Origin of the sequence: Novosphingobium sp. FSW06-99 (genome assembly GCF_001519065.1) — a bacterium.
GTDB lineage: Bacteria > Pseudomonadota > Alphaproteobacteria > Sphingomonadales > Sphingomonadaceae > Novosphingobium.
In genome coordinates this window covers 284,206-307,385 of record NZ_KQ954254.1, presented here as the reverse complement: position 1 = coordinate 307,385, position 23,180 = coordinate 284,206, and the positions used below count along the sequence as shown (strand labels likewise).

Here is a 23,180-nt window from a genome sequence, read left to right as displayed (position 1 = left end):
TATATGCGTTATGAATTATATTCGTCAAGTGCGATTCAGGAACGCCGCGCCGATCTATCGTGACCGCGCCGAAGGAAAAATTGAGGGAGAGTATTCGATGTCATTGCCCCGGATCATCGTCCTAGGCGCCGGCCTTGGCGGAACGATCGCCGCCTATGAAATCCGCGAAGCCACCAAGGGCCGCGCCGAGGTCATGGTGGTGTCGGATACCGACGATTACTGGTTTGTTCCCTCAAACCCCTGGGTGGCCGTGCGCTGGCGCGAACCCGATGCGATCCGCGTCCATCTGCCCCCGGTCATGAAAAAACGCGGCATCGGCTTTATCAATGTGGGCTGCACACGGGTTCACCCGACAGAAAATCGCCTCGACCTGGGTGATGGCAGCATGATGATGTATGATTATCTGGTCATCGCCACCGGCCCCGAGCTAGCCTTTGACGAGGTCAAGGGGCTTGGGCCAGACGGTCATACCGTTTCGGTTTGCCGCACCGATCACGCCAGTCACGCCGCCGATGATTTCGATGCCTTCTGCGCCAATCCCTGCCCGATCGTGGTTGGCGCGGCGCAGGGCGCATCGTGTTTTGGCCCGGCTTATGAATTTGCGCTGATACTCGACACCGAACTGCGCAAGCGGAAAATCCGCGATCAGGTGCCGATGACTTTTGTGACGTCCGAACCCTACATCGGCCACCTCGGGCTTGATGGTGTGGGCGATACCAAGGGCCTTCTCGAAAGCGAAATGCGCAATCGCCACATCAAATGGGTGACCAACGCGCGTATCACCGGCGTCGATGATGGCATGATGCATGTCGAGGAAGTGGCCGAAGATGGCACTGTCAAAAAGGCGCACGACCTGCCGTTCGGCTATTCGATGATCCTGCCGGCGTTTCGTGGCGTAAAGGCGGTCTTCGGCATCGAGGGCCTGACCAACCCGCGCGGGTTCATTCTGGCCGACAAGCACCAGCGCAATCCCAATTTCAAAAATATCTATTCGCTGGGCGTTTGCGTCGCGATCCCGCCGATCGGGCCGACGCCTGTGCCGGTCGGCGTTCCCAAGACGGGCTTCATGATCGAATCGATGGTCACCGCGGTTGCGCACAATCTCGCCTCGGAACTGGATGGCAAAGACCCGTGCGAAATCCCTAGCTGGAATGCCGTGTGCCTTGCCGATTTCGGCGATGGCGGCGTGGCCTTTGTGGCACAGCCGCAGATCCCACCGCGCAACGTCAACTGGGCGAGCCAGGGCAAATGGGTCCATCTCGCCAAAGTCGGCTTTGAAAAATACTTCATCCACAAAGTGCGGTCGGGCACCAGCGAACCGCTCTATGAAAAGCTGGCGCTGCAAGTGCTGGGCATCAACAAATTGAAACAGACCACCAAGGGAGCCGCGTGATGACACTTGATGCCGCTGTGATGCGTTTTGCCGGGGTCGTGGTTTTGGCCAGCGCGCTGGCCGCCCACTTCATCAACCCCGCCTGGATCTGGCTGACGCTGTTTGCCGGCGCCAACATGTTCCAGGCCAGCTTCACCCGCTTTTGCCCGGCAGCCATTGTCTTCAAGATGATGGGCATCAGGCCCGGCAACACCTTCAGGTAAGGATACCCGTGATGCGCCGCAGGTGCCGTGCCGGACTTTGGACGCTTGCGCGCCGGTCCTTCGTATCGCTGCCGATCCTGTTGTTGGCACCTGCCGCCAATGCGCAGGATCTGGCCTCTGCCATCGCCGACGCGCTGGCTCATGCGCCTGCCATCGCCGAGGCAAACGCGGACGAGGCGATGGCCGGGGCAAAGCTCGATGCCGCGCGGGCCGAAGGGCATCCGCTGGTATCGGTGCAAGGCCAGGTCGGCGCAGGCCGCATCAACAATGGCGGTTTCTTTGGCTTTACCGCGCAAAATGTCACGCCGCTGGCCGTGCAGGCAGGGGCAGAGATGCCGCTCTATGCCGGGGGCCGGGTGGCCGCCGCGATCGATCAGGCGCATGGCGGGGTGGACATGGCCAGACTGGGACTTGCCGATGCGCGCGCGCGGACCGTGGTTTCGGCGGTTGCCGCCTATGCCGAAGTGCTGACGGCGCGCCGGATCGAAGACCGGTTTCGCCAGCTCGTTACCGCACTGACCGAAGTCGAACGACAGGCCGGCTTGCGCTTCAAGGTCGGCGAAATTCCTGCTTCCGAACTGGCGACCTCCACCGCGCGTCGGGCCGAAGCGGATGCAGGCTTGGCGGGTGCCGAAGGCCGCCGGATCAGCGCCGAAGCACAATTTCGCCGCCTGACTGGCCATGATGCCGGGGCGCTTGCGCCGCTGCCGGCTTTGCCGCCAACCCCGCCGACGCTCGATGAAGCCGTTGATAGCGCCCATCAAGCCAACCCGGCGCTGGCACAAGCTGCAAAGGGTATCGATATCGCTCGCGCCGGCGTACGAGCGGCCAAGGCCGAAAGCCTGCCGACCATCGGCGCCTTTGCCGAAGCAACCCGCACCCGCGACCAGTTCTTTCCGGGATATCAGGCGGATGCCTTTGCGGTGGGTATACGTGGCCGGTGGACGATATTTGCGGGCGGGCGCACGCAAGCCAAGATCCATGAGGCCGACGCAACGCTCGATGGTAGTGAAGCGCGGGAACGCGATGCACGCGACCAGGTCGACAGTGCGGTGATCACCGCATGGTCGGGCCTGGTAACCGCCGGACGCACGGTGACCGCGAGTGCCGCGCGGGTCGCCGCCGCTGACGAAGCTTTGCGCTCGACACGACTGGAAGCGAAAGTGGGCGCCAAGCCCACGTTGGCCGTGCTTGATGCCGAGCGCGAAGCGCTGACGGCGCAAGCCGCGATGATTGAAGCGGAAGGCCAACGCCTCATCGCTGCATGGCAACTTAACGCGCTGACCGGGGCCTTTTCGAAATGACCGACGATGCCCTGTTCCGTGCGCAAGCTGTCATCGCATCGGGTGCAAAGCCGATCGTGCAGAGCTTTTTCGACGAAGCTACTTTCACCGCCACGCATGTCGTGCACGATCCGGTCAGCCGCCAGGCCGCAATCATCGACCCAGTGCTCGATTTCGACCCTGCATCGGGCCGCACGCGGACTGCTTCGGCAGAAGTCGTAGCCAACTATATCGAAAAACGCGATCTTGGCGTTGCCATGCTGATGGAAACGCATGCCCACGCCGATCACTTGTCAGCGGCGCCCTGGCTGCAAGCTCGGCTAGGCGGCAGGATCGTGATCGGTCGCGAGATCGTCACGGTGCAGAAGACCTTCGGCGACCTGTTCAACGAGCCCGCCAGCTTTGCGCGGGATGGTTCGCAGTTCGACCTCCTGCTGGATGATGGTGACGATCTGGTGCTGGGCACAATCAAGGGAACCGCGTTGCATGTGCCGGGCCATACCCCTGCCTGCATGGCCTATGTCTTTGGCGATGCGTTGTTTGTCGGTGATACCTTGTTCATGCCCGACTATGGCACGGCACGAACCGACTTTCCCGGTGGGGACGCGGCCGCACTGTACCGGTCGATCCGGCGGTTGATGCAATTGCCCGCCGCAACGCGCGTGTTCCTTTGTCACGACTACGGCGCGTCCGACCGCGCCGCCTTTGCCTGGGAAACTAGCATAGGTGATGAGCGGTTGCACAACATCCACGTTCACGATCGGATCGAGGAAGGTGAGTTTGTGGCCATGCGCCAGACCCGCGACGCGACGCTGACCATGCCACGGCTGATGCTGCCATCGGTGCAGGTCAACATGCGCGCCGGGCACCTGCCCGATGCGGAAGCAAATGGTGTTAGTTACCTAAAGCTGCCGGTAAACCTGCTTTGACGCTGCTCCACGCCCTGCTGTCGCTGGGAAGCGGAGGACTTGTGGGCTTTACGCTGGGTCTGGTGGGCGGCGGTGGCTCGGTCATGGCGGTGCCACTGATGGTCTATGTCGTCGGTGTCAAAGACCCGCATCTGGCCATCGGCACGAGCGCCTTTGCGGTCGCGGTCAACGCCATGGCTGGCCTCGCCAGCCATGCGCGAGCGCGCAATGTCGTCTGGCGATGCGGCATTGCCTTTGCCCTTTCTGGGGTCATCGGTGCCCTTGCGGGATCAAGTCTGGGCAAGGCGATCGATGGTCAGCGATTGCTGTTTCTGTTTGCCCTGCTGATGGTCGTGGTCGCCGCAGTCATGTTCCGCTCGCGCCGCGACGACGGCGTCGAAGGCGTGTCCTGCCATCGCGAAAACCTGCCGCGCGTCACCGGTTTTGGTTTTGCAACCGGATGTCTTTCGGGGTTTTTCGGCATTGGGGGCGGATTTCTCATCGTTCCGGCGCTCATCGCGGCCACCTCGATGCCGATCTATCAGGCTATCGGAACATCCTTGGTCGCAGTCAGCGCCTTTGGCCTGACCACGGCGGCAAATTATGCCGCATCGGGGCTGGTTGACTGGTCATTGGCGGGGACATTCATCCTGGGTGGCTTGGGCGGAACGGTGCTGGGAACTGCGGCTTCACGCCGGCTGTCCGCACACAAAGGCCAACTCAACACGCTGTTCGCCGGCGGTATCGTGCTGGTGGCGATCTATATGCTTTACCGTAGCTGGGTGGCGTTGTCCGCTTAGCCTGGTCGCTGAAAGGACCCATCGCGATGAACAAAGACTGGCCCGAAATGGCAAAGGAACTGACCGGCGCGATTCGTCAGGTCCGCCTCGGCGCGCCCGAGGTGATGAAGGCCTTTTCTTCGATGGCGGCTGCTGCCACAGGTGCAGGAACGCTCGACACAAAGACCAAGGAATTGATTGCGCTTGCGATCGCGGTGGCCATTCGCTGCGATGGTTGCGTGGCATTCCACGCCAAAGCAGCACTCGAACAGGGTGCCACGCGCGACGAGTTGATGGAAACCATGGGTATGGCGCTATACATGGGCGCCGGCCCCAGCCTGATGTATGCGGCCCAAGCGGTCGAAGCCTATGACCAGTTCGCCGCGCAAGCCGGGGCGGCATCATGACGCGCACCGTTATGGGTGAATATAGACAAATCCCTGGCCCTGAAGGCGGGCGATTTCGGCAACGCCGCTTGGCACGACATCCTCTGGCTTGACCGCATACAGATCTTCGAGCTTGAGACCCATGCCGTTCAACGTGTTGCGGCAGATCAGGAATTTGACCCCCTTGGCGCGCAAGGCATCGATTTGCGCGCGCAGATCGGCGTCGGTCCTGGCAAGCTGAAACAGGGTCACGCCAACAGAAAAGTTGACCACGCGGATTTCCACTTTGCCGTCCGTCGCCGCGATGTGCGCTGCGATGTTGTGCAATATACGCCCGAAATAGGCGTGATTGTCGGGCGAGCCGCCGTCGTTCTGATAAACGACCCGCTGGAACACGTAATACGGCGCTGATGGGGCCGCACTGGTTGGCGCCTCGGCAAGGCAGGGCCCGGCAAGTATCACAAGCACCCCGGCCATCGACAGGTAAGCCATGGCACGCAGCCTGCGCAACTGATTGACCATCATGGATAACGACCTTTCGCCAGAGGATCCCTTGGACAGCACAAACCCTCGCAGGTCCAGGCCGGACCGGCGGGGGCTTTGCGACTGACGCATGCCACGCGGTGATGGTTCGATCAAACCGCCGGATCGTCGTCGATCGGCGAATTGAATTCGTGCCACAACCCGTTGATCACGCCAAATGCCACCGCAAGACCAAGCCCGAGTATCCAGGAAAAATACCACATCGGTGTGTATCCTTATCAATAGAAGTCGAGGCTGGTGCGTACGTCGGCGAGCGTGATCCGGCCCGCCAGCACTTTCATCACCCACGCGGTGTACAGCAGCACTATCGGCAGAAACACGACCGTCACGATCAGCATGATGAACAGCGTCAGATGGCTCGACGAAGCATTCCACACCGTCAGGCTGGACCGGGGATCGATCGAACTTGGCAGGATGAACGGGAACATCGACAGACCCACGGTTGCGATCGTGCCGACGATTGCCAGTGCCGAGCCGGCAAAGTTCAGCAGCCCCTTGCGCAGGCTGATCCCGACCAATGCCACGATCGGTCCGATCAGCCCGAGCGCTGGCGCGATCAGCATCCAGGGATGCAACGCATAATTGCCGAGCCACCCGCCAGACAAAGGCGCCGAGCCCGACATCAAGGGATTGGATGGCCCCGAAGCATCCACCGCACCCACCAGATGCATGCCCATGCCACCCTTTGCCACCATCAGTCCGCCAAGGGCGAACAGGGCAATCGAGGCGATCCCGGCGCCAAGGCCGATCCGCCGGGTGCGTGCCAGCACGGGGCCTTCTTCGATTTTCACCGCCAGCCAGCCCGCGCCATGCAGCGCCAGCATGGCCACCGACAGCACGCCGGTCAGCAGGGTAAAGGGTGTGAACAGGCCCAGCAGCGACCCTTCGTAAGTCATGCGCAAATCGCTGTCGAAGCGAAACGGCGCACCCGCCAAGGCGTTGCCAACCGCCACGCCGAACACCAACGCCGGCACCAGTCCGCTGATGAAAATTGCCCAATCCCAGCGCGCACGCCAGGCCGGATTGGCATCCTTTGACCGGTATTTGTATCCGACCGGCCGCAGGATCAGTGCTGCCAGCACCAGAAACATGGCGAGATAAAAGCCCGAAAAGCTGACTGCATAGACAAACGGCCAGGCGGCAAAGATCGCCCCGCCGCCCAGAATGAACCACACCTGGTGGCCTTCCCAGTGCGGTGCCACAGCGTTGATTGTCAGGCGTCGTTCCTCGTCATTGCGGGCGACGAATGGCAGTAGAGTCGCTACCCCAAGGTCATAGCCATCGGTCAGCGCAAAGCCGATCAACAGCACACCCAGCAGCGCCCACCAGATCAGGCGCAAAGTTTCATAGTCGAGCGGGATATGCATCGAATTGCTCCCTTATTCGGCAGGCATCGGGACGAACCCGGCATAGGACCCGGATGGCGCAACCGGATAATGCGGCTCGATTGGCCCTTTGCGGATAGAAGCGATCATCAGGCGAACCTCGATTACCGCCAGCGTGCCATAAAGCGCGGTAAAGCCGATGATGGTCGTCCAGATCTGCGGGATCGTCAGCGAGGACGCGCCCAGGAAGGTGGGTAGTACGCCATCCACCGACCATGGCTGACGCCCGATTTCCGCCAGCACCCAGCCACCTTCAATTGCCAACCATGGCAGCGGGATCATCAGCACCGCCAGTTTGAGGAACCAGGGCTTGGAAAACTGGCAGGACGATGCGCACCAGAATGCCATTCCGAAATAGGCGATGAAACCAAAGCCCAGCCCGGCCATGCCGCGAAACAGCCAGAACATAACCGGCACATTGGGAATGGTATCGCGTGCTGCCCGCAGGATCTGCGCATCGTTGGCCTGACGCGGATCGGACACATAGCGCTTGGTCAACAAGGCAAAGCCGACATCGCGCTTATGTGCTTCGAAGACTGAGCGCGCGGCCACATCGTTCTGATTCAATTTCAGCTTCTGAATCGCATCATAGCCGATAATGCCGCTGTGAATGCGCTGGTCGGCCTGAAACACAAGGTCATCGATCCCGGTTACCTGCCCGGTCAGGCTATGCGTGCCGATTACGCCAAGGACGTAGGGCACCTTGATTGCATAATTCGTCTGCTGGGTGGCAAGATCGGGTAGTCCGACGAGGGTCAATCCGGCAGGCGCGGGCTCAGTCTTCCACATCGCCTCGATTGCAGCCATTTTCATCTTCTGGTTGTCGGAAATGGTATAGCCGCTTTCATCGCCGAGCACGACCACCGACAGCGCAGAGGCCAGCCCGAAGGCGGCGGCAACCATCATCGAACGGCGCGCCACATTGGTCCATTTGCCCTGCAAAAGATAGACCGCCGAAACGCCCATGACGAACGTCGCCGCGCAGACATAGCCGGCGCTGACGGTGTGCACGAACTTGGCCTGTGCCACAGGGTTGAACAGCACGGCATAAAAGTCGGTCACTTCCATGCGCATGGTTTGCGGATTGAACGTGGCGCCGACCGGATTTTGCATCCAGCCATTGGCGATCAGAATCCACAATGCCGACAGGTTGGACCCAAGGGCGACCAGGAACGTGACAAACAAATGCTGGACCCGACTGAGCCGGTCCCAACCGAAGAACATCAGGCCCACAAATGTGGCTTCCAGAAAGAAGGCCATCAGCCCTTCGATCGCCAGTGGCGCACCAAAGATATCGCCGACATAGTGGGCGTAATAAGCCCAGTTGGTGCCGAATTCGAATTCCATGGTAAGGCCGGTGGCGACGCCGAGAACAAAGTTGATCCCGAACAGCTTGCCCCAAAAGCGGGTGATCACGCGCCAGATCGGCCGCTTGGTGATCACATAGATGCTCTCCATAATGACCAGCATGAATGACAGGCCAAGAGTGAGAGGCACGAACAGAAAGTGGTACATGGCCGTCAGCGCAAACTGCAGCCGGGAAAGTTCAACTACCGCCATATCCATCGGACATGCTCCTATGGGTGCGCACGCCAAACGGGCGCGGACCGGTCAATCGGCGGTGGGGCCACAGGAGACTCACTTGCCAATCGCACTTTCATTAAATATGATACTTTCATAATATGGTCAAGCCAGCTCCCCAAGCAATCGCCCGTATCCGGCCAAACCCTTCAGCAGTCATCTGGTGGTTGACCGACAGTCTTGGCGCGATCCCGATCGCCGCAGCGATTGCGCTGGCTGTCGATGCCCGGACGGGTGCACGAACAGGTATGCTTTGGGCGAGCCTGCTCTTCATGGTTGGCGGTTGCTTGCGCGCAATGGCTGTTTTCCGGGCGAATATCGTCGGGCAAAGCGCGGCCATCGCAGCAACGACCCGCCTGCGGGCACTGGTGCATCCGGCTCTTCTGCCCACCCGGATGCTGCGCGGCAGTCTCGTCGGGGAGGACATGCACCTCGCCGTGGACTCGATCATTGCGACCGAAGGTCAGGTTGCACGCTTTTTGCCCTTGCGTGCAGCCAGCGGCTTGTCGCCATTGCTGATTGCCCTCGCCGTCGCAGCGGCCAGCTGGATCGCCAGTCTGATCATGGTGGCAACGCTGGTGCCCTTTGTCCTTGCGCTGGTGCTCGCCGGCAGCGCTGCCGCGCGCCGCGCCGAAAGTCAGCATGTCGCATTGAGCCGGTTGGCCGGGTTGTTTGTCGATCGCCTGCGCAACTTGCCGACAATTCTGGGCTTTGCAGCTGAAGACCGGGTCGCCCGCCATCTTGGCGAGGCGGCCCGACAAGTTGCCAGGCGAACGATGGATGTTCTGGGCATAGCCTTTGCCTCCAGCGCCATTCTGGAATTCTTTGCCGCACTGTCGGTCGCGCTGGTCGCGGTCTATTGCGGGTTTTCCCTGCTCGGATTGCTGCCATTTCCGGCCCCGGAGCATTTGACCGGGCTGCGCGCCTTTTTCACCCTGGCGATGGCGCCGGAGTTTTACCTGGCGATGCGCCGCCTGGCCGCGGCCTATCACGACAAACAGCAGGGCGATGCGGCGATGGCAGCGCTCAACGCTGAAATGGCCAAGCTACCGGTCGCCGTCGAACCGATTGCAGTTCCTGTGCAAATAGCGGGCAAGGGTGTCGCGTTTGCCCACGTCGGGGGTGAGATGATCGGCCCGATCGACTGGTGTTGGTCAAGTCCGGGGCTGCACGCGATCGCCGGCTCGACCGGAACCGGAAAAAGCACGCTCCTGCTTGGCCTGATCGGCGAGGTACCGCTGGTGGCGGGCAAGATCACAACCGACGGGGCTGTGTTTGCACCGGGCGCGCTCAATGCGGCGATCGGTTGGGCCGGGCAGCAAGTGGCGTTGCTGCCCGGCAGCCTGCGCGCCAATCTGGCGATGGGCAAAGCCGAAGACGCGGTCATAACCGCGTGCTTTCAAAGCCTGGGCCTTGGTTCGATGCTCGTCCGGCGTGGCGGGCTTGGCATGACGCTCGATCATCGCGGTTCCGGCCTTTCTGGCGGCGAACGGCGGCGGATCGGGCTGGCGCGTGCCATGCTGTCGGGCCGATCGATCCTGCTGCTGGACGAGCCGACAGCCGATCTGGACGAGGCGACGGCTGCGACGATCCGCAGCGTGCTTGACCGATTGGCGACCGACCATCTGGTGATCGTCGCCACGCACGACGCCGCGCTTGTGGCCATGGCCGAGACAGTGCTGAGGATCGCGTGATGATGGCACTCGTGCAACAGGCCTTGGCCGGCCAACGGCGGATCATGTGGGCAGGCATCACCTGCGCGGTGCTGGCCGCGCTGTCGGCGGTGGGCTTGCTCGCGGTATCAGGCCAGTTTCTGGCAGGCGCCGCCATCGCCGGGGTTTCGGGCATCGCGGCGGTGCAGGCGTTTAACTATCTGTTGCCCAGCGCCGCGATCCGCGCCGCTGCGATCGCGCGCACCGGCACACGCTATGGCGAGCGCATGTTCGGTCACCGCGCCGCGCTGTTTGCGCTGGCCGAAGTGCGCACCGGCCTGTTCCGCGCCGTGGTGGCAAGCGCGCTTGCCGGGGGAATTCCCGGACGCCCCGGGGAATTGGCGTCACGGCTGGGCAAAGATGTCGATGCGCTTGAAGATTCGGTCATTCGGCGGATATCGCGTCCCGGTGCCTGGGCATTCGGCGTTGCCGGTCTTATCGGTGCGCTGGCAATGGGCTGGACCGCCACAGCCATCTACCTGGTGACCTTGCCGGTCATGCGTCTGACGGCAAAAACCATGGCGTTGCGCCGCTTGCCTGCGCTGCAAGCCGAACTGGCAACCGCTTACACCGCGCTTCAGTCCGACTATGCCGATATGGCCGGGCCGTCTGCAGACATCATGATCTATGGTCTGGCTCCGCCGCTTGAGAAGGCACTCAACGCTCCAGCGACCGCCCATGCCAAAGCGCGTTTGGGGCTGGTTCGTGCCGAGGGAGCGATCCAGGCCGTTCAGACTGTCCTCGCCACGGTTGCGATTGCCGCGATGGCATGGGTAGCACGTGGCCCTGCGCCAAGTTTCGCATTTGGCCTGTTGGCAATTCTCGCCGCTTTCGAAGGATGGGCGGGACTGGCGGCGTCGGATATGCGCACGCACGAGGTCGATCAGGCCGTTGAGCGCCTCAGCGCGCTTGAGCCTGCCACAGCCAAAGTCGAGGCAAGTGCGACAATACCGGCTTCGCCCGAGCTCAATGTGTGCGGTGTGGCGTGCTTACCTGGCAGCCGGGTGCTGATTGCCGGTCCTTCGGGTTCAGGCAAAACAAGGCTTGTCGAAACGCTTCTGGGGTTGAGAGCGGATGCGCCACAGGCGCTGCTGGTGGCCGGACAATCACCTGCAACATGGGGCTTGACCGGTCTGCGCGAAATCTTCGCGCTGTGCGCTCAGGATTCGCCGATGATTGCCGGAAGTGTGGCCGACAATCTGGGACTGGCCCGGCCGGGTCTGACCACCGAAGCTATGTGGGAGGCACTGACGGTTGTGTGCGCCGCCGACATGGTCCGCGCACTGCCCGATGGCCTTAATCAGTGGCTGGGGAGCGATGGTGCACGTCTGTCAGGCGGCCAGCGGCGACGCCTTGCCGTTGCCCGCGCGCTGCTGGCCGGGCGCCCCTGGCTGGTGCTGGACGAACCAAGTGAAGGGCTGGACGCTGCGACGGAACGCGCGTTGATCAATCGACTGGACGAATGGCTGCGCAAGACCGGAACGGGCTTGCTGCTGGTCAGCCATCGTCCGGCAATGGCCGCTCTTGCCGACCAGATCGTGCAGATCTAGGCTATGATGACGTTTCGTTGAAACGCCAACATGGTCTAGATTTTTGTTGTCGCGTGATTTTTTGACAAAAACCGGTTCCCACTTTTAGTCATCACGCTCTAGGCCCGCGGCTCAACCCGAGCGAACATTGCTGCGCTGACCCCCCGGCTGATTGGCGTCACCACAGGCGAACGGCTGGCGATAGAATGAGCGGGGCCAATTATCTCCGACAGGCTGGCTATGACGTGACCCAATCTGCCATCTGCCAATCTGTAAAAGACCTGCTTGGCCTCGCGGCGTGTCTGCACCAGACCGGCTTTGCGCAATAATGCCAGTTGCTGGCTGATCAACACGGGCCCCTGTCCGGTATCGGCCACGAGCTCGCCAACGCCTCGCTCGCCGCGTGCGAGGATCGCCAGCAATTGAAGCCGCATCGGGTGCCCGATGAGACGCAATTCCTCGACCAGTCGCGCCATGTTCACCGAAGTTTGGCCAAGCATTGTCATGAAACCGGCGCCTTCCGGTAAAACCAGCCCGTCGGCCCGTTGGCCGCCAAAACCGCATCTGCTGTAAATTCTGGCGGTGATAGCAGTGCATCGCCTGGCTGCCATTCTGCGGGCGACATCACGGCCCCAGACTGGGTTTGTTGAAGCGCGGCCAGGGTCCGCAGCATTTCCTCAACTGACCGTCCAACGCTTACCGGATAGAACATGCTGGCCATCAGCACGCCGTCTGGATTGATGAAATAGACGGCGCGGACGGACGCGGCATGGTGCACGTCGGCAGGCACCATGCCAAACGCGCGGGCGATCTCGAGCGTGGGGTCTTCGACAACCGGAAACGGTACGCGGACACCCAGTTCATCGTGAATTGCGCGGATCCAGGCCAGATGCGAGAACAGGCTGTCAATCGAATGACCCAGCAGGCTGCATCCTAGCGCTTCAAACCGGTCCGCAGCCGCTGCGATGGCCATGAATTCGCTAGTGCATACGGGCGTGAAATCGGCCGGATGCGAGAAAAATACGAGCCAGCGTCCGCGAAATTCCGACAAGCGCACCATGCCTTGCGTGGTGCGCGCTGTGAAATCGGGCACGGCATCGCCAATGCGCAAGGGTACGTCAGGCGTTGACCCGATGGTTGACGCTGCGCTGCCGGATTGCATCGATCAGGTGTCCTTTAGAAGGCAAAACATCGCATCATCATATTACCAAATAGTGATTATGACAAATTGATAGTGATCAAATCCGTACACCCGTCTGGATAACCCGGGCGTATGTTGCGTGGCACAGTTCGCAAGTGGCCAACCCTGTTCGTGCCGATCGAAGGCGTTATCGTCTGGTGGGCTGGGCAGCGCCCCATTCGCACCAACCGAGCACGCTGGGCGTTTTGGGCAGGTACATGGTCTCGAGATGATCGATGACGAAGCCGGCGGCTTCGATCGATGCGGAGACTGGCCGCGTCAAGTGGCAGCCCCCCGCAAGAGGCAGCCACAGCGGCTCCAGTCGCATCTGCCAACGTTGAGTCCGAACATCCGGCGAAAGCCCGTGCTCGGAAAACAGCAAAGTCCCGCCGGGCTTGAGAACCCGGCGCGCTTCACCGAGCGCGGCCTGTGGCGATCGGACAGAGCAAAGCGTAAAGGTGCACGTGATCGTGTCAAAGGTCGCATCATCGAACGGCAGGCTCTCTGCTTCGCCTGACAGAATAGTGACGTTCAGCCCATCCGGGCGCGGCGCACCAAGCGCGACCTTGCGCAGTTCTGCCGAGGGATCGACGCCAGTGACGCTCTCGACCTTGGCAGGGTCATAAAAGGCCAGGTTCAGGCCACCCCCAATGCCGAGTTCAAGCACGCGACCCGTCGCCTGGGGCACGATCTTTGCCCGTTGCCGCCGGATCGGGCGAGACCCACAGGCGCAACCAATGACATGCGGCAGGATATGCCGCTCATAGAATGACCCGATCACGGCTTTCTCTTTTCCTCTTCCCCGGCCAAACCAAAAAGCGTGCGCGGTCCGCCTGCAGATCGACATTTGGCAGTGACCCCAACCAGACTGAGCTGTCGATCAGAACTTGCCAGTCTCTACAAGCGCGCGCCGTATCGTCGCGAGCGGAAGCACCAGTTTCATGGGCATATCTTCCAAACGCACCGCGCCGTAGCCCTCATACCAGGTGGCTGCCCGCTCATTCTTGGCATCGATCACGAGCACAACGCCGCCCGCTTCGGCCGCCACACGCAGACATCGTTTGCCAGCGGCAAGCAAAAGCTGACCACCGAGACCCTGTCCTTGCACACTCATAGTTGTAGCGATCCGGGCAAGCAGGTAGCCGCCAACATCGTGCTGCGGCAGATCCTTGGCCAAGGACGGTGGCAGGCCGCGAAGGCCGATCGAGACAGGTGCGAGCGTGTAGAACCCGAGCACCCGCCTGGGATTGAAATCATCAATCGCGCAGAAAGTCTTCGAACTGCCCGCCTCATGATTTTGGCGCGCGTGCTTTTGCAGGAACACGTTGAGTGCGGCATCACCACAATCGAAAGCCTTCCGATCGTGAGACTTCCCGATCGGCTCTTCGTGCCATTCAACCAGGCTCATACTGTTCGGGGCAATGCTGCCGCTGCCGATCGCAGCTTGTCATTCGGAGCCGGTGGATTTTCCAGCAAGTCCATGACGCGGGAATAGTCACGACTGGACAGATCGACACGCTCGGCCTCTTCGATCACTGCATCTGCCTCACGGAGTGCCAGCCGCAGGACGAAGTCAGTCAGATCCGTGTTACGCAGGCTTGCCGCGCGCAGCAGCCTGGCTTTCTGATCTGGCTTGACCCGCAGATTCATGCGCTGGCTATCCTGGACTGCAACACGGGGCATCACGGTTTCCTCTTTGTACTCATTTATTGCGTACATCAATCAAGGCAGATTTTCAAGCTGCATGCACATTCAATGCGTACAACTCGATGGTGTGGGCCGATCATCCGATAGGCTATCACCCGCCGATCGGACTCTCGCCATACTTGCGCAGAATGTCATCGAAAGCCTCAGTCATCAGGGCTTGGAGCGAGAGGCCGTGTTTTCGCGCACATACATGCATGGCGAGTGACATCTCGGGCGAGAAGTAGGCAGCGATGGCCTTGCGGCCAATGCGACTTGGCGGTGTCGGCGTTGCAGCGACCGATGGCGCGATTGGCGGCTGACCTGCATTGGCGGTTCCCACGGAGGGATTCCCCGGAATGGCACCCTTGGGCTTGTCGGCCAGATTGGCAAAGCGGCTCATCGCTTCACACCCCCTCAACCGCGACGGTGGACATGTTCACATGTGCGATTGCCCACATGTGGACGGCAGTGATTTCGGCCACGGCCTTCCCGTCAGGCTCGAACTCAAGAACCGAGGCGCCCGCTGCGCTGGCATGGCGATAGACAGCGCGATCCGGCAGCATGTGCGGACAAGGCGCGATGCCGAATTCCCGGACAAGTTCGGACGCTTCCTCGTACATCCTCGGTGCATTTGGCGGCCCGGCGGTGAACACAACAAACGCTGGCTTGTCGTAAAGCCGAACCAGACTGACGGTCGTTTTGATCGCGGCCAGATCAAAGGCACTCGGGCGGCAGGGGATCAATACAAGGTCGGCGACTTCTACCGCCCTGCTGGCCGCGCTGTCGGCATGGGGTGGGGTGTCGATGACAATGAAAGTGGCACCTTGGCCTTTTGCGGCATCAACCTTCGCCTGAATGCGCGGCGGGGCACTGTCGATCACCTCGGGTGCCTTGTCGGAGCGCCATGCGCCCCATTGGGTTGCCGTAGCTTGCGGATCGGTATCGATGATGAGTGCAACCGCGCCCGATGCTTCGGCAGCGGCCGCTAGATTCACCGACAACGTGGTTTTTCCAGAGCCGCCTTTCTGGCTCACAATGGCGATCGTGGTCATGCTTGATCCTTCACATGTTCACATGTGGACGAGTGGGAATGTGCGATTGTGCGATTGTGGATGAGTGAAGCCGGAGACCGGCTTACCCGGCCGTGCGCCCGTGGTGCTCTTCGACGATCACGCGCTTTTCAAACGACGCCATCAGCCTTGCCGTGAGATCTGTCATTGGTCCGAGGGGCAACTCGGGCGGCGGCGAAGTTTCCAGAGGCATTTCGCCACACCGTGTCGCTTGCTGAGCCTCCCGCTCCGTGGCCCGAAACAGGCCGGCAAGATTGATGCTCGCTGCCCTCGCCCGCCGCGTCATCCCTGCCAAACATCGGCCGGGCGAGAGCACGCGATAGCGATGGCCGGCCGGCAATTCGAAGTTCCGGTCGATGAGCAGCACACTGAGCGCAGCCCGCTCTCGCCCAAATTGCTGGCAAGCCCGACCCCAAGTGCCCTGTGCGATGCCAAGGCGCCCACAACTTCGCCACGATGCCTCGATGAGGTTGGGCCATGTCGGGCCGCCCAGAGCCTCGACCAAGCTGCGATACCCGTCCGTTGCCACGCTGAGCGCGGTCGCCGGTCTGATGCGATCCAGCGGATCGCGCTCGGGCGGGGGCGCGGTACGTTTTCGTGATGGTTTTTTGTTCTGTATATTGGGTGCGCAGTTTTCTTCCGGCGCGTCGGAAGTTTTCAGTGCACGGGCCTCGGAGTCGGGCACGGATTCGATGGCGGCGAGCATGGCGGACAAGGCCTCGCGAATGGCGATCAGGCGGTCGATGCTGTTGATCCGCGCAGTCCGACCATCTGGCAGGACCGTCTCCGCCCTCTCGCGCAAATCATCGTCGTCCGCTTCGCGGATGCGCTGTCCCAACTGGCGGATTTCGGCACGGCATCGCTGGATGGCTCGGGCTTGAAGATCCAAAGCTTTTGCCTTGGCCTGCATCTCGGCGAACCGGTCAACGAGTGGCGCAAGGTTGATTCCAGCGGCCCAGACGATTGCACCATCTTGGCGGTCGCCTCCACGCTCGCCATTGATACCGGCGTTGCGGACGATGAAGCCTGCCTGCTCCAATTCTCGCTCGGCGGAATTGATGGAGCGTGGGGTCAAACCCAAGGCCTCGGCAAAGCGACAAGCCTGCGTCCAGACCGCGCAAATGCGGCCGGTCAGGTAGTCGCCGTCCATCGTCTTCAGTACATAGTGCCGGACCAGTGCGACCGCTGAAGAGGACAAGCGGAAGCCTGGTCGCGCCACTTGCTCGAACAGCCGCAACATATCGAAGCGGGTCACGCCAGGGGGCAGCCCCCTGTGGGCAAGGGTGGTGCTCATAACACCACTCCCGCCAAAATGGCTCTTGCGCGCGAGTCCCCGCAGCGATAAGATTCCGCAATAGCCCCACAGCTATTCAATGAGCCGCTGCGAAGGGTTGCCGCCCTTCCAGCGGTTTTTCGTTGGCCGGGTGGTGGCCACCGCCCGCCATCTGACCAGCCATATTTTGCCAAGACTTGTCTGGCGCTCTGGGCTATGCCGCTCGCAGGCGAGGTTCTCGTGGACACGGCTAGCCGGTACACGAGAAGCCTTCGTACAAATCGCGTACACGGACAATTTCGGGGTTTGATTTTATCGCGTAAATACAAAGTGGTTACGCGAGAACGCCAATCCCCTTCACACGGGTGGGGTCGCAGGTTCAAACCCTGCCGCGCCCACCATAAAATCCCGACGAATGACGGGATCTTATGGGGGCCCCATGCAGGGGATCGATTTTACGAGGCGATATGGCCGGGTCAGGCCGCGATGGGCGGCATGATCGGATCGAACCGGATTGCGTTGTGGATCTCGGTGGTTTCCGGCCCCAGCGCCATCGGGCAGACCACACCGGGCATTGCGGCCACGTCGAACAGTTCGACAATGTGGCCTTCCAGCCTGATCCATTCGACGATGTCGCCATTGGCCAGGTTGATGATCATCACCCCGCACCAGGGGTCGGCATCGCGCGATTTCAGTTCGCCGTCGAGCAGCAGGCCTTCGAACGTGCCGTTGCGCGGTTTTGACACGGTGACGATCGCGTGGCCGTCGTGAATGGCCAGCCCGCGCAGGAAACCGGGACAAAAGGCAATGTCGGTCTTGTCGCCGGTGGCGGGATCGACGCGGACGATGCGGCCACGGCCGCTGTCGAGCACATAGAGCTGGTCGCCCGCCACACACGGACTGTGCGGCATCGACAGTCTGTCGGTGACGATGCGGTCGGTTTGCACATCGATCAGCACGCCGCCTTCGTGGCGCCGGTCGCGCCAGCCCGACAGCACGTCGGACCGGCTGACCGCCGTCACATAGCGCGGCTGACCGTCCACCATCGCCAGTCCGTTGAGATGGCAGCGGTCTTCGGGCGCCAGATTTGAAATGAATGCCGGTTTCCAGATCGGGCGAAAACTGTGCGTCAGGTCCAGCGTGCACAGACAGCTATATTTGGTGTTGACGAAAATGACGTTGCCGTCGCGGTCGATGCCGACTTCGTGGAGGTCGACATCACCGGTGGTCTGCGCGTTGCGCGGCACCAGCACCGCGTCGAACGCCTGGTTGCCGATTTCGCCGGGGCGCAGCATGTTTTCCAGCCGCCACACCTGGAACAGCGATCCGACATAGAGCCGCCCCGGCATCCAGCACAGGCCCATCGCGCGCGTGAAGTTCTGCTGGTTGAACGACAGCGTGCCGTTGGGATGGTTGCCGACAAGAAACAGTTGCCCGGTCTGGTAGGAACTGAACGCAAGGCTTAGCCGATGGCTGCGCAGCCAGCCGCTCAACCCGCGCGAGACGGAAATATTGGTGGTTCCGGGCGCGGCCCTGGCCGGTCCTTCGCCGGGCGCGAAAGGTTTGCCGGTGGTGGGTTCGTTGGCCGGTGTATAGCCGGGCGTGTTGAGGTCGTTGGTCATGAAATCTCGCATGAAATAGGCCGGGCGGGGCGGTGAGGCCCCGCCCGGCTGGACGGTCAGAGCTTGATGCGCAGACCCGCGCGGCCACCGCCGCCCCTGAGCCCGCTGCCGACATCGCCATCGGCCTCGATAAAGCCCGAGACCCGGTCGGAGCTGAGGATATCCACGCCGACCGCAAGCTTGCCGTAATCGCCGATCCGGCTGCCCGCGACATCCTGGCTGGTGCCGCCGCTTTGGAACAGCACGTCGCCCTTGCCCCCGAATTCGTGGACATAGGATGCCTTGGCATAGACGACTGCCTGCGCCCCGCCCTTGAGCGACAGCGTGTCGCTGAACCGGCCGCCGATCGTTCCCGTTGCCGCCGAATCATGCCCGAAATCGAGGCTTTGTCCGAAGGCCTGAAGCGTGCCCAGGTCGGTCCTTTGCCAGGCCAAGGTCGCGATCGGTTCCACCGACACTGTGCCGGAGCCGAAGCGGGCGCCAAATTCGGCCTGCCCGCCATAGCCATTGCCGTTGAAGCTGTCGGCCCAATGTTCAAGCTTGTTGTCGGCATTGGTGCGATAGTGGTCGTACTGCCCGAGCAGGTTCACGAACAGCGCCCCGGCCCGCAGGTTTGCATAAGCGCCCAGATTGAACGTATCATAGCGCAGGCGTTCGGCACCCGCAGTCAGGTTGAGATCGCTCGACAGATAGCCAGCGGTGACGCCAAACAGCACGCGGGTGCCGTTGCCGGCCTGCTTGTGCGCAAGATCGACGCCGGTCTGGAAGCCAAAGTAATCCTGGCTATAGCCCAGATCATAGCCACCCTGATGATCGTGGCTGTGGTCGATCTGGCCATACATCTGGCCCCACGCGGCCTTGCCCGACTGGTCGCCGTCACGCAATTCGGCGAGGTGGCTCGACCACGCATCGGCCGATTGGCCAAAGATCGCCTGTGCGCCCTGGTTGGCCTTGGTCAGGCGATGCACCGACGACCCCGCCGCTGTCGTCAACTGAAAACTGTCCGAGGCTCCGTTGAACGACAGGCCATAGCTGACGAACCCGACATCGCCTCCGGCAAGGGTAAAGGCATTGGCCGCCGTACCGGCCCCTGCCTGGACGACCGTGACGGGCGTTGGCAGCAGCGTGGCGGTGGCCGGGGTCGTGTTGAGCACGATGCGCGTGGTGCCCGACGCGACGCCGGCCACCACCAGTTTGTCGGCAACGCCGTTGGCGCCGACATCGAGGCCGAGTTCGGCGTTGCCCGACCCGACATAGTTGCCGGTCAGCGTCAGCGTATCCCCCGCGACGCCATTGCGCAGATCGATGATCCCGCTGTTGGTGAATTTCCCGAGCCCCAGAAAGCTGATCGCGGCGGGCTTGGTCGCCGAAGCGAGCCCGACGGTGCCGGTGTTGACGAACACACCGTTGCCCGTGCCGAAGGTGCTGTCCTTGGTCGCCACGAACAACCCGCTGTTGGTCAGCGTGGCACTGCTGCCCAACAACCTGACCGCGCCCACAATCGTACCGGTGTTGGTGATCGTGGTCGCCGGGTCACCGGTGATCGTTTCCGGGTTGGGCGAACCGGCGGGGGCACCGGCACCCGCTGGCGTGTAATTGACGATGCCCGAAACATCGATGGCATAGCCCGCACCGCCCGCGATCGTACCGGCGTTGGTGATCGTCACATTGCCACCACCGCTCTGCACCTGAATGCCGTCGCCCGCGCCGATCACGCTGCCACCCGCACCGACAGAGATCGCGGTGGAACCGGCCTGGTTTATCGCGACGATCGCGCTGTAGCCGGTGGACTGGACTTTGCCCGCCACGTTGATTGCGATCGTGCCATCACCGCTGCCTTGCGCATAGATCGATGTCGCCAGCGTGGAAATGCTGCCGGCGTTGATCGTGATGTCCTGCCCGCCGACGGCGATGATGCCGACGGATTCTGCGCCCTTGGTCGTGATCGCCGATGTGGTGATGTTGATCGCGCCGTAATTGTCGAAAGCGCTGATGCCGGGGCTGTCGATCCCGTTGGTCGTGATCGATCCCGCATCGATGGTCAGCGATGAGGTGCCGGTTGCGCCGATACCTAGCACGAGAGCGTCGATGCCGGCGCTCTGCTTGCCGTTGGTGGTGACCGAGCCGACGGTGACCGAAGCATCGCCGCTCAGGCCATAGCCGCCCGAGCGCACCACCACCGCATTGGAAACATCGCCGCTGGTCGTGATGGTGTCACCCACGATAGTGGCTCCCGAACCACCGTTTGCATAGATGCCGAACGCGTTCATGCCGGTGGTCGCAACCGTGCCCGCCTTGACCGTGGCCGTGCCGAATTGCGAATAGCCAACGATGGCGGCCGCATTGACGCCCGATGTGGTCACCGTTCCGGCATTGATGTCCACCTGGGCATTCTTCGCCACGGCGGCGATGCCGTTCGACTTCGTGCCGGTTGTCGAAACGGTGCCGGCGTTGACGATGACACTGTTGGTTGCATCACCCGCAGAGACGGCAACAAGGCCGCTCGCGGCATCGCCTGCTGTCGAGAGAGCGTTTATCGAGACCTGGGTCGTGCCCGACGAATAGGCGTAAACCCCCACCGAGCCGCGTCCCTGGGTGGTAACCGTGCCGACGTTGATGGTCAGATCGCCCTGCTCGGACCGGGCATAGATGGCTTCCGAACCGTTGCCCTGGGTCGAGACGGCGTTGCCGGTAATCGTGATATGCCCCGTGCTTGACGGGGTCAGCCCCGCGAAGGCAAAGATAGCGGGTGCATCGTCGCCTGATGTCGAGACCGTTCCGGCGGCGATGTCGACGGAACCAGCCTCTGTCAGGATACCGAAGGCGCCCAGACCGCGTGTGGTGACATCGCCGGTATTGATGCTGATGTTCCCATCGACCGCGAGGGCGACAATCGCGGACGCATAGTCTCCTCGTGTGGTGACATTTCCGGTGTCGATGGCAACGTTGCCGTATCGATTTTTGTTGGTGGCAAAAATACCGGTGGCGTCGTGGCCGCTTTCGAGGGTCGTCACATTCCCCGTCGAAATTGTAATGCCGCTGGTCTGATAGCCATTCCCGGCGATCGACTCCGCGTAGATCCCGTTCCCGCTGGTGGCGATGTCGCCCGTCGTAATGCTGATCGCGCCACCGCCGGTGGACAGCGCGACGATACCGCTGGCACCGCTGCCCGCCACGGCAATGCTGCCACCGCCATCAATCGTGACATTGCCGGTCGCCTTGGCGTAGATCCCTGACGAACCTGCATAAGTCGTCGTGATCGAACCGTTGTTGTGGATCGCAACATCGCCGGCATAGGCGACGGCCGTGATGCCCGTCGAGAAGCCTCCGTAAGTCGAAATCGCACCCTTTACGGTGATGTCGACATTGGCACCCGCAGCCAGGATGCCGCCGGAATCTCTTCCATACGTCTTGATGTTGTCGACCGCGATGGAAACGTTGCCCCCGACCGTCGTCGTATAAGTCTGGGTCTGGAAATTGTATTGAATGTTGACGGTCGAGGCGGTGATGGCGCCAGCCTCGCCCCCATGGGTGGTAATCGAACCCAGGTCGAGCGAAACATCGCCGGTCAGGCTGTTTGCCACGACACCTTGTTCTCCGACGCCATTGGTGATGACGTTTGTGCCACCGTCGACGGTGATGCTGCCCGCCGCATTGAGCAGGATACCACCGCCCCCGCCAACTTTGATGATGCCGGTCTGCGTGCTGGTGGTTGTGATGGTTCCGGAATCGTGCACGGTGATGTCGCCGTACGAACTGATGCTGATGCCCGTCGCAAGCTTGTCAGTCGCCGAGATATCCCCGTTCACCGTCAGGTTGACAGATGCGCCAGCACCAACCGCGAAAAGGTTGATACCGGCCAGGCCGGCGTCAATCGAACCCGTCGTGATCGTCAGATCGTTACCGGTTGCATAGATGCCGATCGCACCATGGCCGGTTGCGTCGATCGATCCGGCATTGATCGATATATTGCCAGTCGGCGAGTAGGCCAGAATACCGCCCGCAAAGGCCCCGGTCGTCGTGACTGTTCCGACATTGATGGCGATATCGCCTCCACCGATCGCCCGGATGCCATACGATCCGTTCCCCCCCGTCGCGCCGTATCGATAGGAGCCGCTCCCGGTCGTGGATACGCTCGATGCCGCAATGCTGATCGGGCCGGAACCACTGACCGTGATCCCGTCGGACTGGTTCCCGGTGGTCGACACCGCGCCCGCAGTGATGGTGGTGGCGCCGGTCGATGTCACGGCGATGCCGGGCGCGTAGTTTCCGGTCGTGCTGACATTGCCGTCGCTGATGGTCACATCGCCATTGCCTGCCGCATCCAGCCGGTGCGTTGCCGTTGCGCGGACGGTCAGATCGCGGGGCGCCGCGACAGGAAGAACGTCATGCTGGACGTTGTCCTGAGTGCCAGGCGTGGCGACACTCGGGGCCGAGAGCTTGTAGGGTGAGGAATTCGTGGCAGCCTGCGCAGACATCGGAACCAGCAGCAGCGCCGCCGCCCCGGTGATTGCCGTTCCAAACTTAAGTCGATCAATGCCCAGGCGCGATCTTACGGTTTGTGCAACGCCGTCAATGCCCATGTTATTGCCCCTAAATTATGCTTCTGTAGGGCTGACGCGGGAGCTGTCGGAAAACCGTAATAAA

The 23,180-nt window shown here is 61.8% G+C and carries 22 protein-coding genes; 8 read left to right on the top strand and 14 right to left on the bottom strand.

From position 1 onward, the window contains the following. The first annotated feature begins 97 nt into the window (after positions 1–97). From AQZ49_RS08160 to AQZ49_RS08135, 6 genes are read left to right on the top strand one after another with little or no spacing between them, the layout of a single operon-like run. The gene (locus tag AQZ49_RS08160; RefSeq protein WP_067614935.1) at positions 98–1,393 is read left to right on the top strand and encodes an NAD(P)/FAD-dependent oxidoreductase; all 1,296 of its coding nucleotides are present in this window, start codon (positions 98–100) and stop codon (positions 1,391–1,393) included. After that, a complete protein-coding gene (locus AQZ49_RS08155; RefSeq protein ID WP_028640166.1) occupies positions 1,393–1,596 on the top strand; it encodes a YgaP family membrane protein in 204 nt (67 codons plus the stop codon). Before AQZ49_RS08160 ends, AQZ49_RS08155 begins: the two co-directional genes overlap by 1 nt. An 11-nt stretch (positions 1,597–1,607) precedes the next feature. Further along, positions 1,608–2,900: a TolC family protein gene (locus AQZ49_RS08150; protein WP_067614793.1), complete on the top strand. Its 1,293-nt coding sequence runs from the start codon at positions 1,608–1,610 to the stop codon at positions 2,898–2,900. Then, positions 2,897–3,808: an MBL fold metallo-hydrolase gene (locus tag AQZ49_RS08145; RefSeq protein ID WP_067614792.1), complete on the top strand. Its 912-nt coding sequence runs from the start codon at positions 2,897–2,899 to the stop codon at positions 3,806–3,808. Before AQZ49_RS08150 ends, AQZ49_RS08145 begins: the two co-directional genes overlap by 4 nt. After that, a complete protein-coding gene (locus AQZ49_RS08140) occupies positions 3,805–4,587 on the top strand; it encodes a sulfite exporter TauE/SafE family protein (protein WP_067614791.1) in 783 nt (260 codons plus the stop codon). Before AQZ49_RS08145 ends, AQZ49_RS08140 begins: the two co-directional genes overlap by 4 nt. A gap of 26 nt (positions 4,588–4,613) precedes the next feature. Beyond that, the gene (locus AQZ49_RS08135; protein WP_067614790.1) at positions 4,614–4,973 is read left to right on the top strand and encodes a carboxymuconolactone decarboxylase family protein; all 360 of its coding nucleotides are present in this window, start codon (positions 4,614–4,616) and stop codon (positions 4,971–4,973) included. 9 nt (positions 4,974–4,982) lie between these two features. On the opposite strand, the gene AQZ49_RS08130 is transcribed toward AQZ49_RS08135, so the two are convergent. From AQZ49_RS08130 to AQZ49_RS08120, 4 genes are read right to left on the bottom strand one after another with little or no spacing between them, the layout of a single operon-like run. Next, a complete protein-coding gene (locus tag AQZ49_RS08130; protein ID WP_231739055.1) occupies positions 4,983–5,567 on the bottom strand; it encodes a DsrE family protein in 585 nt (194 codons plus the stop codon). Between the two features lie 20 nt (positions 5,568–5,587). Further along, positions 5,588–5,698: a cytochrome bd-I oxidase subunit CydX gene (cydX, locus tag AQZ49_RS21765; protein ID WP_028640172.1), complete on the bottom strand. Its 111-nt coding sequence runs from the start codon at positions 5,696–5,698 to the stop codon at positions 5,588–5,590. 15 nt (positions 5,699–5,713) lie between these two features. Continuing rightward, on the bottom strand, positions 5,714–6,862 hold the full coding sequence (gene cydB, locus AQZ49_RS08125; RefSeq protein WP_067614789.1) for a cytochrome d ubiquinol oxidase subunit II: 1,149 nt from the start codon (positions 6,860–6,862) through the stop codon (positions 5,714–5,716). 12 nt (positions 6,863–6,874) lie between these two features. Continuing rightward, on the bottom strand, positions 6,875–8,446 hold the full coding sequence (locus tag AQZ49_RS08120; protein ID WP_067614788.1) for a cytochrome ubiquinol oxidase subunit I: 1,572 nt from the start codon (positions 8,444–8,446) through the stop codon (positions 6,875–6,877). Positions 8,447–8,898: 452 nt separating this feature from the next. Here AQZ49_RS08120 and AQZ49_RS08115 point away from each other — a divergent pair, with 452 nt between their 5' ends. Both AQZ49_RS08115 and AQZ49_RS08110 read left to right on the top strand, forming a co-directional pair. After that, positions 8,899–10,155 (top strand): ATP-binding cassette domain-containing protein, encoded by a 1,257-nt coding sequence (locus AQZ49_RS08115; RefSeq protein WP_231739052.1) that lies wholly within the window; start codon positions 8,899–8,901, stop codon positions 10,153–10,155. Next, positions 10,155–11,723, top strand: a complete 1,569-nt coding sequence (locus tag AQZ49_RS08110; protein ID WP_067614786.1) for an amino acid ABC transporter ATP-binding/permease protein — start codon at positions 10,155–10,157, stop codon at positions 11,721–11,723. The genes AQZ49_RS08115 and AQZ49_RS08110 overlap by 1 nt, the downstream gene beginning before the upstream one ends. A gap of 98 nt (positions 11,724–11,821) precedes the next feature. On the opposite strand, the gene AQZ49_RS08105 is transcribed toward AQZ49_RS08110, so the two are convergent. The 10 genes from AQZ49_RS08105 to AQZ49_RS08060 form a co-directional block, all read right to left on the bottom strand. Next, on the bottom strand, positions 11,822–12,208 hold the full coding sequence (locus tag AQZ49_RS08105) for an ArsR/SmtB family transcription factor (RefSeq protein ID WP_231739045.1): 387 nt from the start codon (positions 12,206–12,208) through the stop codon (positions 11,822–11,824). Next, complete coding sequence (locus AQZ49_RS08100) at positions 12,205–12,864, bottom strand: peroxiredoxin (protein ID WP_067614784.1); 660 nt, start codon at positions 12,862–12,864, stop codon at positions 12,205–12,207. The genes AQZ49_RS08105 and AQZ49_RS08100 overlap by 4 nt, the downstream gene beginning before the upstream one ends. 166 nt (positions 12,865–13,030) lie before the next feature. Beyond that, on the bottom strand, positions 13,031–13,663 hold the full coding sequence (locus AQZ49_RS08095; RefSeq protein ID WP_231739028.1) for a class I SAM-dependent methyltransferase: 633 nt from the start codon (positions 13,661–13,663) through the stop codon (positions 13,031–13,033). A gap of 99 nt (positions 13,664–13,762) precedes the next feature. Then, entirely contained in the window at positions 13,763–14,290 is a 528-nt protein-coding gene (locus AQZ49_RS08090) for an acetyltransferase (protein ID WP_067614783.1), read from the bottom strand. Beyond that, complete coding sequence (locus tag AQZ49_RS08085; RefSeq protein WP_067614932.1) at positions 14,287–14,565, bottom strand: type II toxin-antitoxin system TacA family antitoxin; 279 nt, start codon at positions 14,563–14,565, stop codon at positions 14,287–14,289. The genes AQZ49_RS08090 and AQZ49_RS08085 overlap by 4 nt, the downstream gene beginning before the upstream one ends. 115 nt (positions 14,566–14,680) lie before the next feature. Then, positions 14,681–14,968, bottom strand: a complete 288-nt coding sequence (locus AQZ49_RS08080) for a ribbon-helix-helix domain-containing protein (RefSeq protein WP_067614782.1) — start codon at positions 14,966–14,968, stop codon at positions 14,681–14,683. A gap of 4 nt (positions 14,969–14,972) precedes the next feature. Next, positions 14,973–15,620: a ParA family partition ATPase gene (parA, locus tag AQZ49_RS08075; protein WP_067614781.1), complete on the bottom strand. Its 648-nt coding sequence runs from the start codon at positions 15,618–15,620 to the stop codon at positions 14,973–14,975. An 82-nt stretch (positions 15,621–15,702) separates the two neighbouring features. Next, entirely contained in the window at positions 15,703–16,932 is a 1,230-nt protein-coding gene (locus AQZ49_RS08070) for a helix-turn-helix domain-containing protein (RefSeq protein ID WP_067614780.1), read from the bottom strand. Between the two features lie 455 nt (positions 16,933–17,387). Beyond that, positions 17,388–18,533 (bottom strand): TIGR03032 family protein, encoded by a 1,146-nt coding sequence (locus AQZ49_RS08065; RefSeq protein ID WP_067614779.1) that lies wholly within the window; start codon positions 18,531–18,533, stop codon positions 17,388–17,390. A 56-nt stretch (positions 18,534–18,589) separates the two neighbouring features. Continuing rightward, positions 18,590–23,011, bottom strand: coding sequence for an autotransporter outer membrane beta-barrel domain-containing protein (locus AQZ49_RS08060; RefSeq protein ID WP_197410976.1), 4,422 nt, complete (start codon positions 23,009–23,011; stop codon positions 18,590–18,592). Between the last annotated feature and the right edge of the window lie 169 nt (positions 23,012–23,180).